The organism is Methanobrevibacter thaueri (assembly GCF_003111625.1).
Lineage (GTDB): Archaea > Methanobacteriota > Methanobacteria > Methanobacteriales > Methanobacteriaceae > Methanocatella > Methanocatella thaueri.
Genome location: NZ_MZGS01000016.1, coordinates 71,961 through 87,831, shown reverse-complemented (window position 1 = coordinate 87,831; position 15,871 = coordinate 71,961). Strand labels below are relative to the sequence as shown.

Sequence of the window (15,871 nt, the reverse complement as noted above, 5' to 3'; positions counted from 1 at the left end):
TTTAACAAAGATATTATTATACTATTTTATAGGGAGTCTGCACATGCAAGGAGAAATGGAAGACAAGTGTGGTATTATTGGATTTCACTCAGAAGATCAATCCAAAGATGTCGCATCATTAGTTTATTACAGTTTGTATGCTTTACAGCACAGAGGTCAAGAATCAGCAGGAATAGCTACTTTTAATACAGATACAGGTTTAAGTTTTCATTGTGGAATGGGCTTAGTCACTGATGTTTTCAGCAATGAGAAGATTCAAAGCTTGCCCGGACACAATGCGGTTGGTCATGTAAGATATTCAACCACTGGCCAGTCAAAAATAGAAAACTCACAACCTTTCGTAATTGATTTTGGTGATGGATTCATTGCCATGGCTCACAATGGAGATATCGTTAACTCCGGAGAGTTAAAAGAGGAGCTTATCAATGAAGGATTCTATTTCAGGTCCGATTCCGATTCAGAAGTAATCTGTTACATGCTTAAAAAGGAGCATTATGACAACGATAAGGATGTTCTGGCAGCTATCGAGGCAGTATGCGATAAGCTTGTGGGATCATACGCATTGACAATCCTTGTCGATGGGGACCTTTATGGTGTAAGGGACCCTATGGGAATCAAACCTCTTGCGGTTGCTAAAAGAGATGACGAATTTATTTTGGCATCCGAAACCGTTGCATTTGACGTAATCAATGCGGAATACGTTAGGGACATTGTACCAGGTGAAGTCGTTTACTTTAAGGACAATGAGATCAAATCCCATATGCTGGAAAGTGCAGGCGAATGCAAACTTTCACATTGTATGTTCGAATACGTATACTTCGCAAGACCCGACAGTACAATTGACGGAGTCAACGTTTATGAGACCAGAATGAACATTGGCCGTCAGCTGCATGAGCTCTACCCTATTGACGCTGATGTCGTCATTCCAGTTCCCGACTCTTCAATTCCTGCCGCTATCGGATACTCAAGGGCTTCCGGAATACCTTACGGTGAAGGTCTAATCAAGAACAGGTATGTCGGAAGGACATTCATCATGCCGACCCAGGAAGAAAGGGAACTTGCAGTAAGGCTCAAGTTAAATCCTATTAAGAAAGTCCTCAAAGGCAAAAAGATTATTTTGATAGATGACAGTATTGTTCGCGGAACCACTTCAAAGCAATTGCTTGATTTGGTAAAAGAGGCAGAACCGGCAGAAATCCACTTTTTAGTAGGTTGTCCTCCTGTCATTTCACCATGTTACTACGGCGTTGCAATGGCAACCAAAAAGGAACTGATTGCAGCCAATTACTCAACCGAGGAAATCAGAGAGCAGCTGGGTGTTGACTCTTTAGGATACATCACATTGCCTGCTTTGGTCAAGGCTATTGGAATGCCTGAGGAAAACCTGTGTCTGGGTTGCGTAAACGAGAAATACCCTACAGAGATTCCTGAAGGTCTTGAAGCTGAAACCTATTACAAGCCTTAGATACTTATGGTTGAACTGTTAGCTCCAGCCGGAAATTTCATTTCACTTCGTGCCGTTTTGGAGAACGGTGCGGATGCTGTTTACTTTGGCCTTGAAGACTATAACATGAGGGCCAATGCCAAAAACTTTTCCTTGGATGATTTAGGTGAAGTGGCAAGAATAGCCAAGGAGTATGGAGCTAAAACCTATCTGGGCACTAACATTATCCTGAATGAAAAGCTTGCATGTGAACTGGAGTCAAATCTGGAGATGATTGCCTCATCTGAAATCGACGGACTTATTTTATCAGACATCGGACTGATTGAGGATACCGTTTCCCACGGTCTTGAGGCCCATATCAGCGTTCAGGAAAATGTAACTAATTCTTACACCCTTAAGACCCTTAAGAAGTTAGGGGCGAAAAGGGCAATACTATCAAGGGAACTGTCCCTGTCAGAAATCACTGAAATCACCAGCAAATCCCCAATCGAAACTGAGATATTTGTGCATGGAGCGATTTGCATGGCCATTTCAGGGCGTTGCTTTTTAAGCTATGGATTGTACGGCAGAAGCGCCAATTGCGGTGATTGCCTGCAGCCATGCCGCAAGAACTGGACATTGACATATGAAGAGGGAGAGGACAACGTAGTTAACTTTTCGGATGTTGAGGATGAAAGATTCATAGTCACCGGAAGCGATGACGCAAGCTACAGAACCAACTTCTTCTCACCAAAGGACATGTGCATGATTGAACACATTCCCGAGCTCATGAAAAGTGGAGTTGCCTCATTCAAGATTGAGGGAAGGGCCAGAAGTGCCGATTATGGTGCCATGGTTACAGGAATCTATCGTGAGGCCATTGACAGCTATAGCGAGAATCCCGATGAGTATAATGTAAAGCCGGAATGGATGGAAGAGCTGACAAGCGTCTTCAACCGTGGATTTGACACAAACTTTTATTTCAACACTCCATTTGAGAGGAGTGAGGACAACCAGTCAAAATACATCAAAAGGGACATAGGCCAGGTCGTAAACTATTACAATAAGGTCAAGGCTGCTGAACTTAGGATTTGGGATGATTTGAGGATTGGCGATAAGATTATAATACAGGGCCAAACCACAGGCTCAATCACCCATACAATCGATTCCATGCAGATTGAAGGAAAATCGGTTGATTATGTTGAAAAGGGCTCAAACGTTGCAATAGCAATGCCTACAAAGGTCCGTGAAAATGATTTTGTCTATAAACTAGTTGAGAGGAATATTGATGATTAAGAAAATAGCTATTTATGGAAAGGGTGGAATTGGAAAGAGTACCACTGTGGCAAACCTGTCCGCCGTATGGGGCAGTGACGATTTGAACTGTCTTGTGATTGGATGCGATCCTAAGGCAGACACCACACGCACATTATATGGTAAGAGGATTCCAACTGTTGTAAATACATTAAGGGACAATAGAAACCCTGAAAAGGAAGATTTGGTATTCCAAGGTTTCAAGAACATTCAATGCGTAGAGAGCGGAGGACCTGAGCCGGGTGTTGGATGTGCCGGCCGTGGTGTCATTGTCGCCATGAAATACCTTGAACAGCTTGGCATTTTCGATGATGATTTGGATGTTGTAGTATATGACGTGCTGGGTGATGTTGTATGCGGCGGTTTTTCAGTGCCTTTGCGTGAAAAATATGCTGATGAGGTATTGATTGTCACTTCTGGTGAATATATGGCTTTATATGCTGCAAACAATATTGTTCGTGGTGTTAAGAAGCTTAAGGGTAACTTGAGCGGTATTGTCTGCAACTGCAGGAATGTGGATAATGAGGAGCAAATAGTCAACGACTTTGCCGAAAAGATAGGAACACATGTTATTGGCACCATTCATAGAAGTAATTTGATTCAAGATGCTGAATTAGATGCAAAGACTGTTGTAGAAAAATACCCTGAAAGTGCAGAAGCGCAAGAATACCGAGACCTTGCTTCAAGCATTATGCATAATGAAAACGTATCAACTCCGGAACCTATGGAGGATGAGGAATTCGAGGAATTCTTCCATTCTTAACTTGAAGGAAGGAAAATCTTAAATATCTTTTAAAATAAATATTATTTTTAGATAAAGGAGGACCTTCCATGAATAAAGAATATGATGTTAGAAATGATGAGTATTATCAATTATTTATCTCTGATTCTTTAAGAAATGAAACTACTGCAGAAAAATACTTTGATATTTTAACTAAATTTTGTGAAGCTACTAACAAAACACTTGGAGAAATTATTGCTGATTGTACTGATGAACAAAATATTGTAACTAAAGAAAAACTACCTCCAGATGAAAATGGAAATGAGAGAATAAGGGAAATAAGATTTGATGTAAACAATAAAGATTCAAAGATAAATAAATATTTAAATCAATTTGTTGATTATTGTAGACAAAGGAATAATAAAAATGTTACAATTAATGGTCAAAGATCTTTGATAATTGCTTTTCTTCGAGAATTCGGTGTATTAATCCCTAAAATAAAAAAGTTAGAAGATGATTCTGATGATTGGTATTTATTGACCAAAGAAGATTATAATTATCTTTTACAAGATATGTCTTTAGTTCATATTTCTTTAGCAAATTTTCTAACATCAACAGGAATGCGTATTGGTGATGCTTTATCTTTGTCCATTTCTGATTTTATGAAAGCAACGGAGGAATATCATGATTTTGTTGATGTAGAGGACTTTATTGATAATGCTCCTGAAGATATGATTGGTCAATGGGTTTTTGAACCACATAAAACTGAAAGGCATGGTGTAAAGTGTATAACATTCAATTCGACTCATTCTAGTAATTTAATTTTACAATATTTGCGCCATATCAAAAATCAATACCTTCCGAATAAAAACAAAAAAAGGAATGAGGATTCAAAGTTAAAAATTAGTAAAAAATGGGCTTTGTTTGGGTCAAGAAGAGAAGAATACGTAAATCCTATGAAACCTACATCTGTAGCAACTCAATGGGGTGAAAAAAATAAAAAATTTCATCTATGGAAAGAAAATCAAATTAAACAACAAATTGCAGATGGAAAAATCAGTGAAGAAGATTTTACTGATGAACTATTAAAAATACCTAGATTCCACCCTCACACTTGTAGAAAATACTTTATTAGCACTGTAGCTAAAAATTGTGGAGATATAAGAGTTTGTGCTTTGTTAGAAGGTCATTCAGATGGTTTACCTAATGATAAATCTTATGTTAAGAAAAAAGTAAAGGAAATAAAAGAAATTTATATTAATAATATTCATGATGCACTGTCATTAGATAATGTAGAAACAAAAATTGTTACAAACAAAGAAACAGAAGAATTGAATAAAAAAGTTTCTGAAGCTGATAAAAAAATTGAAGCTTTAACTAATCAGAATGCTGAAAAAGATAAAAAAATAGAAGAACTTACAAAATTAATTAATCAAACACAAGAACAAGTAGATAATCTATCATTTAACAGGAACAGAAGTAATATTCAGAAAATTATCTTTGAATATTTTGATAATAACTATAAAGAAAATATACTAAATCAAGAAGAAGATGTGTCAATAGGAAGAAAAAAATGTAGCATATTATGTAAATTAGCATATGAATTTGCCATAGAAAATGAATCCAACTTCAGAAATGATGATGTTTATTTAAATTCATTAATCCAAAAATCTATAGTAAAATATACCTTAAATCCTGAAATTGAGTTATTTGATAAAAAAGAATTAACACCAGATGAAGTGGAATTTGTAACTAAACATTTAACTTTACAATTTGAGTTATTTGAGTTAATAAAATCAAATGATACCCTTTGGAATATGGTTAAAGATGATGAAGTAACATTAAACAATATCATTTTATATATTATCAAAAAGAATAAGGACAATATTGATAATTTAACTGATGAGGATAAAGATAACATGGTTCAAGATGTGCTAATGGAATATCTGACCGTAGATTAGCCCACTTAATCAAAACCTCCTCCATATAACAGCACCTTCGGCCTAAATGGAGAAGGCAAGTAAGCAAGAATGATGTTATGTATTAGCAGGTATGTATCAAACCACATTTAATCCACAACTTATATTATCTTTGTTGAATAGACATACTAATTGATTTTTATGGGATTGTTGGATAATTTTAAAAAATCGGATGAGGAAATTAAAGAAGAAGCTTTGATGGAATATAATATTTTTGAAGGTATTTCTGCTTTAGTAACATTTCCAGATAAACAACTAAAGATCGGAACTCATAGTGGAGCCGCAAGAGGAGTAGCAACTTTAGCTTTTGGTTTAATAGGTTTAGCTGCCGCCAGTGGTGTTAAACAAAAAGAAGAATTTAGAACGTTAAGAACATTATTTCAAATTGTAGAAAAAGGATTAGTATTTAAAAATGCCACTCTTGAAGGTAAAGACTTAAGAATACCTTATGATAATGTTGTTGGTGCTGAAAGAGTAAAAGAAGATGATTTGGTGATTACTTTACTTGAAAATCAGGAAATATTTATTCTGTTCAAGTTTGAAAAAATTGGATATAGAAAATTTGTTGTTCAACATGTTATTGACATTATCAACCAAAGAGCTTGTGGTGCTCAATACGAGGAAGTAGGTTGGGGTCTTGAACACGCAACAGCAAAACCACAGGAAACAAAGCAGGAAAGCAAATCTTTGATGGATGAGCTGGAGCGTTTAGCTAATTTATATGAGAAAGGCTTGCTGACGGATGAGGAGTTCGCAGCGATGAAGAAAAAATTAATTGATGGTGATTAAATATGAAAATCGTTTCTTGGAACTGTGCAAGTAAATTTAGAGAAAAATACACTTCAATCATTGAAGAAGATGCAGACATATATGTTATATGTGAATGTGAAGATCCTGCAAGAGCTAAAGTAGAAGAATATGTTGAATTTGCTGGAGATAACTACTTTTGGACAGGAGACATTCATTGGAAAGGATTAGGAATATTTGCGAAAGATAATATTAAATTGGAATCGATTGAAGGCTTAAATGATAAGTTTAAAAACTTTATTGCTGTAAGAGTTAATGATAGTTTTAATTTATTAGCCGTTTGGGCAATGGATGAAGATAAAGAAAAAGGATTGAATAAATATGTTGAAATGATTCATGACTATTTTGATGCAAATATTAATCTATTTGATGAGAACCTTGTCATGTGCGGTGATTTCAACAGCAATGCAATATGGAACGACCAACACAAAGCTAAAGACAGCGAAGGCAATGCTAAAGACCAAACAAATTTAAACAGAAAACTAAATAACAAAGGATTATTTAGCGCATATCATAAATTAACTGGAGAAGAACAAGGCGAAGAAACACAGCCAACATTTCATCAATCTTGGGATTTAGAAAAACCATATCACATCGATTATGTTTATACGGGTAAAGATGTTGTCACTGCTTTTCAAATTGGGGATGCCAATAAATGGATAGAATTTAGTGATCATATACCTCTTACTTTTGAAATCAAATTGGAGTGATTAATAATGTTTATGCCTCCAGAAATTGATTTAGAAATTCAAGCTGCAATCACCTATGATATGTGGAATAAAAAACTAACAATAGAAACAATCAGTACTAGAGGTATGAAAACAATTATAGAAAAAGAAAACATTGATGAAAATCAATTATTAGATTATATTAAGAAGTATGATGTGATGATATTGCAAATTAAAAGGTAATACAATGATTAAATGACCAAACAATGTTTACTGCAGCTACCTAAACAAAAGGCGATGTAACAAGATGCATTAATTATGGAATGGAACTAAAAAAGTACGGGGATAAGACTGGTGATATGCTACGGCTTGTGGATGAAAGAAAAAATGATTAAAAGGTGAAAATATGACTTATGAAAGAAATGTTTTTAGTAAAGAAAATGAAATAAGAAACTCTGTATGGAGATGTGACCAAATACCAACATTAATAACTTTACATGACCTTTACATTCTTTTGGAGGATGTTATCAGTGAAACAGTTATCTTTTATAAGGACATTGTAACCATAAAAAAAAGTATTGAAACCGTCCACTGGGATGGTTATAATGACGGAGGAATTATTAAATATTATAAATTGATTCTTAAGACCGCTGCTGAAGATTTTACTTTAAGTGCAGAATTGTCTCCTTCTGTAATAGATAATGATTTATATTCGCAGATAATAAATAAAATCACTGAAAAAATACAATATGATGAACATTTTATGAAAATTTGTAGAAACTGCGGGAAAAAACATTATTCTGATGATGACAACTACTGTGGTCAATGTGGGACTAAATTACCTGAAATCGTAAATTACTGTCCAGAATGTGAAAAAACATTTGCAAATACTTCGAATAAATTTTGTACACGATGTGGAACTAAATTAGTTGTCAAACCAGCTCCTCAACCGCCGACTGGAAATCTAGGTGGTGAACCAGAACCACCAGAACCACCAGAACCACCAGAACCACCTCAACCGCCGACTGGAAATCTAGGTGGTGAACCAGAACCACCAGAACCACCAGAACCACCAGAACCACCTCAACCGCCGACTGGAAATCTAGGTGGTGAACCAGAACCACCAGAATCCGACGAAGACTTTATTCGTGGATTAATAAATGGATCAGGTAAAATTCCATTGGGTATTTATAATCCAAGAGGAGGAGCAATAATTATAGGTGAAGATGAGTTTATTGATTACTCTGATAAAACCAATGAGGAATTACTAACATTATTGTATAATTATATTAAAAATAAAAATATTGCTGTAGAAAATCAGGATACTTTAGAAAAAGAACATGCAGTACGACATATTAAATCTATTAAAAGGGAATTAAAAAAGAGAAATGTAGAAATGCCCATTATGGCAAGCAAAGCAGACTCCAATTATAATGAATAAATAGAAGAAAAAAAGAGGAGATTATGACAGCACAAACGCCCGAAAAACTAATTCTCAACGGCAAGAGGAGATTGATGCAATCCTGCCCTCCCCTCATAGATGATCCAAACATCATCACTGTACTTTCCCGCGAAGAATTCAAAGAATTCAAGAAGGAGCTTCACGATGAATACAAAAAGAAGCTTCGCAAAGGCAGTCAAACAATACCTTCTCCTATCGGATCCACAGCATGTTGGAGAAACTATATAGGCACTTGGGAAATCAAGGATGGTAAGTTCTACCTAAAAGACCTAGAGGGACGCATGAGGATGACCAAAAAAGAACCTGTTCATGCGACATGGTTCAGCGGAGTCCTGAAAGTTCCTGAAGGAAAAGTTCTCCAATACGTTCATCTGGGTTTCGAAACGCTATATGAAAAAGAAATCCATATAACGATAGAGAATGGCATTGTCATGGGTCAAACAATCATAGACAACAGAAGATCTATTGAGGGATATAAAGTAAAGTCCAGAAAAATTGCCCATGAATTGGGATTATCAGAGAAAGCACAATTCAAAGCTGTTAAAATTATTGAAGAAGCATCGAATAACGGTTTGACTTCAGGTAGAAATCCTGCTGGTGTAGCTGCAGCTGCAGTATATATCGCATCTGTTTTACTCGGTGAAAGAAAAACACAAAGGGATGTTGCAGAAATTGCAGGGGTTTCTGAAATTACAATACGTAACAGCTACAAAGAATTAACTGAACTATTAGAAACAAGTATAAATGTGCAACTATGATAAGTGCAATGTTTGAAAAAGAATATTTAGGAAAATCAAGCACATATGTTGTTTATAGAGTGAAAAATGCATATTTCAGAGGATGTTATTTGATTATTGAAAAAGATAAAGAAAAATAGTATTATTAGTGGTGTTATGTATGGAAAAATACTGTACAAACTGTGGAAGAGGATTCTAGATATGGAGTAGCTGATTATTATTAATTTCTACATTTTCTTACAGATTCACAGTATCAATTAAAGTTAATCTTGTTCAAACTATCACGTTATTTTTTTAATCTCTTTGCGAGAACATATTTTTCGCCAAAAAAATACTATTTCGGCCAAGTTCACAAATCTGCATTTTCACAGTCGGAATACTACTTCCGACAATAACGTGCGTTTCTTTGGTGATGTCCCACAAGCATGAAACATGTAGTTTTTCTGCGACACGAATCTCTTAAAAATTTGATGGTTTGAGGTCATGGAAAATGCATGGTTGCATAAGGTTACATAATATTTGACACATGTTTACAAGCTTGTAAAAAGGAAATGAAGATGATTATATCAATATACACACACCTATAAAAAAGGCATTTCTAAGCGTTTTATTCCTGAAGTTCTGAAATAAAAACTATCCATCAAGAAAATATGAAAAACCTCCGCCCAGATAAAAAACAATAAAATAAAAAACGGTACCGATGGACTTTCCACACCTCAAAAAGAACAATTCATGCGATTTCGCAGGCAATCCTGCCGTTTAGCAAAAGCGCCGTTTCCACGCCACACCATGCAAACAAGCATGCAATCGAGCATAACTTTCTCAAGTGTTTAAGGTGCGAACAAAACAATATACTAATCATCATATAGCATTTAGTATCGGATTATATTGGGCCGCCGAAACCGTATCTGCCTTTCAAGTAATGGTGTGAAAATGGACAGATGGACACTATGGACACTTTTTCCCAACAATACTCAGCAACTTGCGGCCAATATCATTATTCTCATCGATTTTTCATTTTACGTTGGTAACTTTTTAGAAAAGGTGTCCATAGTCTCCATGTCTCCATATTGCATAAAATTTAGTCAATATAATGTTATCAAAATAAGCAGTTTTAGGGGGTTATAGTTAAAAATAAGAAGAATTAGAATGTTTTGAAAAATCATGAAAATATGGCTGAAATTATGGACACCTTGAAAAGTGGGTATCCATAGTGTCCATTCAGGTCTCCACATTTTCATCAACTTCCAGCTTTTTGCCTTTAAATATCAAATTTGCTTTTTCTAAATTCTCTAAAATTTCTTCGATATCATATACTGGGAATTCTTCCAGCAATTGTTTTTTTGTCGGGTATGTGCTTGATTTTTCAAGTTCCACAAGCCTATTGTATACATTATTGTGTGTCTCGAATGTCGCTTCGGGCATTTGGTCTTGTACTTGCCACCATTGCTTTGTGCTGTTTATGTAGTATGTGGTTAGTAGATCTGTTTCATCTTTTGGTTTTAAGAAGTATCTCGTGGCATTTGTAGCTTTCTTTTTGACGTCACCAAAGATTTTTTTGACGGTATTACCCATATTTTGTGCTAATTTTGTTGTATCGCAGCTTATGTTGTTTCTGTTGCAGTAATTTTGATAGTTGTCTCTTAACTCTGCATTGCTTACAGTGTCTACCTTTTCTTCGTCTACAACGTAGTTTTCTCTTAAGAATTTGGTCAGTGTGTCTGTATTGCTTACAATCATCATTGTTTCTTCGGCGGTTTGTGCCATCATAAATCCTTTAAAAAATCCATCATCGTCAAAACAGTTGTAGTATGCTTGTAAGCTTGCGTTTATTAGCCATTCCAAACTGTCTTCTTTTTCATTTTTAATCTTGTCTTTTAGTGAGCTGTCTGCTTGATATTCTCCAAGTTTATCTTTTTTAGGATTATCCACGAATCTATTCTTTAATTCAAGTGCATCTTCACGTCTGTAGAAAGCTTTGTCACTAAGTGGCACTTCTGGAATAGTATTTGTGAATAAAAAGAATGCTGATGGATTTTTGGGTCGGAATACTTCATGTGAGTAATGCTTTCTTTTTGCAGTTCCTTCTTCTTCACCGCCTGTAATCCTTTTAATAAATGCAATGGCATCTTTGAACGTTTTTTTATCCAATTCATCAATAATTACTACGTCATACTCGGATAAATCGGCTTTTTCGTCTTGTAGAATTTCCATTGTTACAAGTAAGCATCTGTCGCTGAATGCCATTTTTAATATCTCAATAATAATGTCTTTACCGTTGTCTCCAGAACCGTAATAGCATGGAAATTTCTTTTCTTTAATTCTTGTATTGAAAGCGGATCCTAAGCGTTGTAGAAAATCAGTATAATATCCTGTAAATAAATCTTTTCCGTTTTGTCTGTAGTTTGGAATAAATATTTCTCGCAATACTCGATCAACCAAACATGCGGGGTTGCTTCTGATTGGGTCTATTGTTATTTTATTGCTTAAATAATTACAGTCCATCTTTTTTGTTGTGAAATAATTGGAGAAATCTGTGGTTTCAGTAAATGACCTTTCGTGCAGGTTTAGAATGCCGTTATTGAACATGTAATATTCGTTGTGTAGTTCGTCGAATTCAGCTGAGGTGGTAAGGATTGTTTCCAGTTCGGAGCTTTCTATTCCTAATTGTAGGATTGGATATTTGCGAGATAGGTAATTTCCAAGCTTGTTGGCGTCAACTTGAATATATGAATTGGTTTCTACATCATCAAAAATGTAGCTATTATCTTTTGTCTTTTTTAAATAGTCGTGCTGTCTTAAAAAACTATTTGCGATTTGTCTGCGTTTATAAGGCTCTAATCTTGCTGGCCTTTCAACTAAATTGATTAATGGCTGTATTTTAGGATAATTTCCACCATATTCAATTAAAGATAATTGAATCTCTAAAGAGTATGCCCGTTTGGTTAATTTGCGTCTTTTTTCACCGTCTAGTTGTTTAATGATATTATTGGCACTTCCTAAGTTAATTCCTTTATTTGTCAATAAAGCATGCTCTTTTTTAGGATTATTGGAACATTCAAGTTCATTTTGGATAAACTTTACTAGAATATTTCCGCAAAATACTCCATTGATTTTTTTAAGTAATTTATATCTTTCATGAACATTTACGCCCATCATTTTCAAATATGAATCCAGGATAAGAGGAATATCTTTTTTTTCTTCTATTTCTTTTTCCTTTTGCTCCTCTCGTTCCTGAATATATTTGGATAATGTGTTAACTAATTCCAGATAAGGTATTTCCATAAGTTTATAATCAACAGAGTCATGCATTCTCCAAAATAAATGTTTGATGTTATAAATAACATTTAATTGCTCTTTTAATTGCGGATAATTCTTTTCCAAATGCTGAAAACCTTTTTTTCTTACATTATTTTTATCTTTATTTATGCTGCTTTCAATTTGAGCTCTATGTCCTGAATTATAATCGTCTGCAAGGATTAATGCATCAAAAAGAATTTTTCGTCTTTGATCTTCGTTAAAACCATAATGATCTAGCCCGCCTTCAAGTGCTAAAAGTACATCATTATGTTTGCCATGTGTTGATGAGATTATTTCTGCAACTTTTTGTGTGATGAGCTCAAGACCATTATGTTCTTTTAAAAGAATCACTCCATTAGAATCATACCTTAAACCATTCTGTTCATATGCAGCACCATCTTTTTGTATTCCTTTAAGCTTTGGTATATTGTCCAAATCGTCCAAGTATACTTGTATCTCATGTAAAACAATATTATGCACCTTTTCAGTTTTTATTCCATTAAAAGCATTATAAATATCGTCATTTATATCTCCGCTTTGGTATAATGACTCATAAATGCTTCTAATAATATCATCAGTGTTATGGACTATTAAAATTTCATCATTTGATGAAGAATTATGTACATAGTGCTCTTTTTTATCGCCGTCTTTGTCCCATCTAAAGGAAGCTACAACATAACCGCCATTTCCATTGTTGATATAGGTGCCATTCTGTTGTTTTTCAACATCTCTTTTAAATATGGACTTATAATCAATGTTAATAGAGTTTGTGCTCAGTTCTGGTGGTTTTTCTGATAAATAGTAATAGTGCCTACCTCCACTTGGGGTGTTCACTATATATGTGTCTTTGTATTTATCAGGGATTGCTGACTCTATATTATTTAATGGAATATCAGTGTCAGGATTATGGACATCGATGTCAATGACTATAAAAAACAGGCTTAAACTTTTAATATAACAGCATTGAAAAGCAGTTCCATATTTTGTATCCTCAAATCCTTTGTAATCCTCTGGGCAATACTCCCAGTTTGCTAAAGGTTCTTTGCCAAAATGTTCCTTACCGTCTGATTTTGCTTTTTTCTTTTTCACGGATTCTGAATCTTTTAATACAATAAGATTAATGTTATTTAAAAGTTCATCAAATGTAATACTTTTTAAATTATTATCGCTCATTTGAACCTCTCTTAAAAAAATAAAGAAAATAAGATAAATATATTAACTTGAAACTACTAATAATTATATGGTATTAACTTATAGTAGTTGTAAGGAGCTCACTTATCTTATAACTACTTTCATATTCTATTTATTACAATTCACCTTGATATTAAAAATTTTTTCATCAAAGCTATCAACACCAGGCACCTTATTAACATACTGGATTTTCAGATAATCGCCAATGTTAATGTTAGAATAACATTCCATAATGCTTGGATGTGGCGGAATCCTAACGAGATATTTTATATCATAGTAAGGATCTTTAATTTTTAGTATAATTATCTCTGCACCATATTCATCAGTGCTAATCATATATATGTGGCCAGTTATAGTTTCTCCAATAATCATAGGGTTCCAATAGAACTGAAATGGAGTATCCTCAGAAAATTGGAACATTACTAAATTGATTTCTTGCATATTTTACACCTCTTTCTTTTTATCTTCTTCTATTCCGACAGCATATATCTTTATGGGATATTCCCTGTCTTTTCTTTCAACTAAGTCTACTAATTCGACATAGATATAGTCGCCCATTTCTAATTGGTCATAGTAGTCCATTAGTGATTGATGTGCTGGGAGAGTTGTAGTTTTTATATCTCCATTTTCATCAGTTCCTACATCTAAAACTAAGCAGGTGTTACCATACTCATCTTCAACCTGATTGATGATGTTTCCTTGAACATTTTCTCCTATTCGTTTAGGATTGAAGTATTTTTGATATTTACTTTTAGGTTTAAGCATTACTCTAGCCATCGTATCTACCTCCTTTATTCGGCTTAATATGTTTTGAAGTCTCATTGTCTTTGTTAAATTCTGCTAAATCGGCATCAATGGACTCAATGTATCTGATGTAACATTTTAATTCTTTCACTAATGATTTTTTAGATTGCTCATAATTGCTTTTAATTGTTTTAATAGCTTCATCATGAAGAGGAATTTCCTTTGGATTATCTAAATAACACTTATAATAGAGGTATCTTTTCGCTGAAAGAATGTACTCACTATTTAACTTATTTATAAGTTGAGTTCTGTTCTGTAATGGCAGAACATAATAATTTTTATTATCCAAATGATCATCTGAAGTATTTTTTTCTAATTCTACATTTAATTTTGCAACATGATTGGCAAATTCAATTAAATCCAATATTAGGTCATCTTTTAGATTAATGAGTTCATTTATTTCAAACATCATGGATTCCTGAAGTTCTGGATCCATATTTTCATCATGTCTGCTGATACTATCTAATAAATTATCTCCAATGAGCATATATTTTGATTTTGTATAATCCAAAGATTTGCTCCTACTTTCTAAATCTAATAATTTACCCTCAATTCTTTCCATTATTATTCCTCCATATATTGTAGTCTTGTAACCATGTTGCTACTCTTATACGTTCGTCTGTCGCTCCAGTTCTTACAAATTGTCGTGTATAGTAAGATTGGGAGTTCTTGAGTAAGTCTCTTAAACGACATTCTTTATTTTTCTTAAACATTCATATCACCTGCCCTCTAAATAACTATAATCTGCTTCAAAATCTAAAGAGATCGCTGCAGGAGTGTCACAAAATTTCTTACCATCTTTTTTTGTGATGTTAATATCGTTTAAATCAATTAGATTATTAATATCCTCTTCAAGCTTTTCCATTTCATCTTCCAGCAGTTCGGCGTTCATCTGCAACATTGTAAACAATGCAGTTTTACAGTAGATATATCTAAAATATATCTCTTTAATTTCAGACTCTGTTAGTTTTGTTCCTTTCTTTGATTTGGGGAGGATAATGTTTTTTAATAGTATATTAAATATAGATACCATGTTTCCTCCCATTACTCTAACGTGTCTGTTGTTTTCGATAAATCCAACCATTGAATTTTCAAGTTCTTTCAAGATATTTCGGCTTTTTTTTGTTTTATGATTTTCTACCATATTCTTTTCCTCCTTTGTCTTTTTTGCGTTCTTCCTCATATACTCTGGCCAGGCAGTATCGCATTACTGCTGTTGGATTTAGAAGAAGCTTGTCTTCCAAATACCTGAGCATATAATCCATCTCTTTCGTCTTTTTCACCGTTATTGGCGTTTTCGAATAATTGCTAGGGTTGGTCATAAAAATTTCTCCAATTATTTTGAAGCTTATTTCTTATTTGTAAGCTTCATGAGTAGTTATATAATACTTGGAGTATTTAAATCTTTTTATTTGCTGTATAACTTATTATAAATTCTTTTTTTCGTAAATAATTGTCGTTTTAA

The 15,871-nt window shown here is 34.0% G+C and carries 15 protein-coding genes and 1 pseudogene; 10 read left to right on the top strand and 6 right to left on the bottom strand.

The window, feature by feature from the left end; translation table 11 throughout:
• Positions 1-43 precede the first annotated feature (43 nt).
• From purF to MBBTH_RS11180, 10 genes and pseudogenes are all read left to right on the top strand, one after another.
• Positions 44-1,465, top strand: a complete 1,422-nt coding sequence (gene purF / locus MBBTH_RS02445; RefSeq protein ID WP_207773310.1) for an amidophosphoribosyltransferase — start codon at positions 44-46, stop codon at positions 1,463-1,465.
• 6 nt (positions 1,466-1,471) lie between these two features.
• A complete protein-coding gene (locus MBBTH_RS02440) occupies positions 1,472-2,719 on the top strand; it encodes a peptidase U32 family protein (protein WP_116591461.1) in 1,248 nt (415 codons plus the stop codon).
• Entirely contained in the window at positions 2,712-3,500 is a 789-nt protein-coding gene (gene cfbC / locus MBBTH_RS02435) for a Ni-sirohydrochlorin a,c-diamide reductive cyclase ATP-dependent reductase subunit (RefSeq protein WP_116591460.1), read from the top strand. The genes MBBTH_RS02440 and cfbC overlap by 8 nt, the downstream gene beginning before the upstream one ends.
• A 68-nt stretch (positions 3,501-3,568) precedes the next feature.
• Complete coding sequence (locus MBBTH_RS02430) at positions 3,569-5,419, top strand: tyrosine-type recombinase/integrase (RefSeq protein WP_116591459.1); 1,851 nt, start codon at positions 3,569-3,571, stop codon at positions 5,417-5,419.
• 159 nt (positions 5,420-5,578) lie between these two features.
• Positions 5,579-6,226, top strand: coding sequence for an SHOCT domain-containing protein (locus MBBTH_RS10975; RefSeq protein WP_207773308.1), 648 nt, complete (start codon positions 5,579-5,581; stop codon positions 6,224-6,226).
• Between the two features lie 2 nt (positions 6,227-6,228).
• Entirely contained in the window at positions 6,229-6,954 is a 726-nt protein-coding gene (locus tag MBBTH_RS02420; protein ID WP_116591458.1) for an endonuclease/exonuclease/phosphatase family protein, read from the top strand.
• 6 nt (positions 6,955-6,960) lie between these two features.
• On the top strand, positions 6,961-7,155 hold the full coding sequence (locus tag MBBTH_RS02415; RefSeq protein WP_116591457.1) for a hypothetical protein: 195 nt from the start codon (positions 6,961-6,963) through the stop codon (positions 7,153-7,155).
• 163 nt (positions 7,156-7,318) lie between these two features.
• On the top strand, positions 7,319-8,353 hold the full coding sequence (locus MBBTH_RS02410) for a zinc ribbon domain-containing protein (protein ID WP_116591456.1): 1,035 nt from the start codon (positions 7,319-7,321) through the stop codon (positions 8,351-8,353).
• Between the two features lie 512 nt (positions 8,354-8,865).
• Positions 8,866-9,132: pseudogene (gene tfb, locus MBBTH_RS11065) on the top strand (transcription initiation factor IIB); the annotation flags it as partial.
• Positions 9,129-9,251, top strand: a complete 123-nt coding sequence (locus MBBTH_RS11180) for a hypothetical protein (RefSeq protein WP_279305934.1) — start codon at positions 9,129-9,131, stop codon at positions 9,249-9,251. The pseudogene tfb and the gene MBBTH_RS11180, both read left to right, overlap by 4 nt.
• Positions 9,252-10,332: 1,081 nt before the next feature.
• On the opposite strand, the gene MBBTH_RS02400 is transcribed toward MBBTH_RS11180, so the two are convergent.
• From MBBTH_RS02400 to MBBTH_RS11175, 6 genes are all read right to left on the bottom strand, one after another.
• Positions 10,333-13,584 carry a hypothetical protein gene (locus MBBTH_RS02400; protein ID WP_116591454.1) on the bottom strand — a complete coding sequence of 1,084 codons (3,252 nt, stop codon included), beginning with the start codon at positions 13,582-13,584 and terminating at the stop codon, positions 10,333-10,335.
• 126 nt (positions 13,585-13,710) lie between these two features.
• Entirely contained in the window at positions 13,711-14,043 is a 333-nt protein-coding gene (locus MBBTH_RS02395) for a hypothetical protein (RefSeq protein ID WP_116591453.1), read from the bottom strand.
• 3 nt (positions 14,044-14,046) lie between these two features.
• Positions 14,047-14,379, bottom strand: coding sequence for a hypothetical protein (locus MBBTH_RS02390; protein WP_116591452.1), 333 nt, complete (start codon positions 14,377-14,379; stop codon positions 14,047-14,049).
• Entirely contained in the window at positions 14,372-14,968 is a 597-nt protein-coding gene (locus MBBTH_RS02385) for a hypothetical protein (RefSeq protein ID WP_116591451.1), read from the bottom strand. The genes MBBTH_RS02390 and MBBTH_RS02385 overlap by 8 nt, the downstream gene beginning before the upstream one ends.
• Before the next feature lie 156 nt (positions 14,969-15,124).
• On the bottom strand, positions 15,125-15,550 hold the full coding sequence (locus MBBTH_RS02380; protein WP_116591450.1) for a hypothetical protein: 426 nt from the start codon (positions 15,548-15,550) through the stop codon (positions 15,125-15,127).
• Complete coding sequence (locus MBBTH_RS11175; protein ID WP_279305933.1) at positions 15,534-15,662, bottom strand: hypothetical protein; 129 nt, start codon at positions 15,660-15,662, stop codon at positions 15,534-15,536. The genes MBBTH_RS02380 and MBBTH_RS11175 overlap by 17 nt, the downstream gene beginning before the upstream one ends.
• Between the last annotated feature and the right edge of the window lie 209 nt (positions 15,663-15,871).

Coding starts and splice junctions, on each gene's coding strand:
- MBBTH_RS02390 (WP_116591452.1), bottom strand. CDS start 14,379: ATGGCTAGAGTAATGCTTAAACCTAAAAGTAAATATCAAAAATACTTC.
- MBBTH_RS02395 (WP_116591453.1), bottom strand. CDS start 14,043: ATGCAAGAAATCAATTTAGTAATGTTCCAATTTTCTGAGGATACTCCA.
- MBBTH_RS02430 (WP_116591459.1), top strand. CDS start 3,569: ATGAATAAAGAATATGATGTTAGAAATGATGAGTATTATCAATTATTT.
- MBBTH_RS02440 (WP_116591461.1), top strand. CDS start 1,472: ATGGTTGAACTGTTAGCTCCAGCCGGAAATTTCATTTCACTTCGTGCC.
- MBBTH_RS02415 (WP_116591457.1), top strand. CDS start 6,961: ATGTTTATGCCTCCAGAAATTGATTTAGAAATTCAAGCTGCAATCACC.
- MBBTH_RS10975 (WP_207773308.1), top strand. CDS start 5,579: ATGGGATTGTTGGATAATTTTAAAAAATCGGATGAGGAAATTAAAGAA.
- MBBTH_RS11180 (WP_279305934.1), top strand. CDS start 9,129: ATGATAAGTGCAATGTTTGAAAAAGAATATTTAGGAAAATCAAGCACA.
- MBBTH_RS02385 (WP_116591451.1), bottom strand. CDS start 14,968: ATGGAAAGAATTGAGGGTAAATTATTAGATTTAGAAAGTAGGAGCAAA.
- MBBTH_RS02410 (WP_116591456.1), top strand. CDS start 7,319: ATGACTTATGAAAGAAATGTTTTTAGTAAAGAAAATGAAATAAGAAAC.
- purF (WP_207773310.1), top strand. CDS start 44: ATGCAAGGAGAAATGGAAGACAAGTGTGGTATTATTGGATTTCACTCA.
- cfbC (WP_116591460.1), top strand. CDS start 2,712: ATGATTAAGAAAATAGCTATTTATGGAAAGGGTGGAATTGGAAAGAGT.
- MBBTH_RS02400 (WP_116591454.1), bottom strand. CDS start 13,584: ATGAGCGATAATAATTTAAAAAGTATTACATTTGATGAACTTTTAAAT.
- MBBTH_RS02420 (WP_116591458.1), top strand. CDS start 6,229: ATGAAAATCGTTTCTTGGAACTGTGCAAGTAAATTTAGAGAAAAATAC.
- MBBTH_RS11175 (WP_279305933.1), bottom strand. CDS start 15,662: ATGCTCAGGTATTTGGAAGACAAGCTTCTTCTAAATCCAACAGCAGTA.
- MBBTH_RS02380 (WP_116591450.1), bottom strand. CDS start 15,550: ATGGTAGAAAATCATAAAACAAAAAAAAGCCGAAATATCTTGAAAGAA.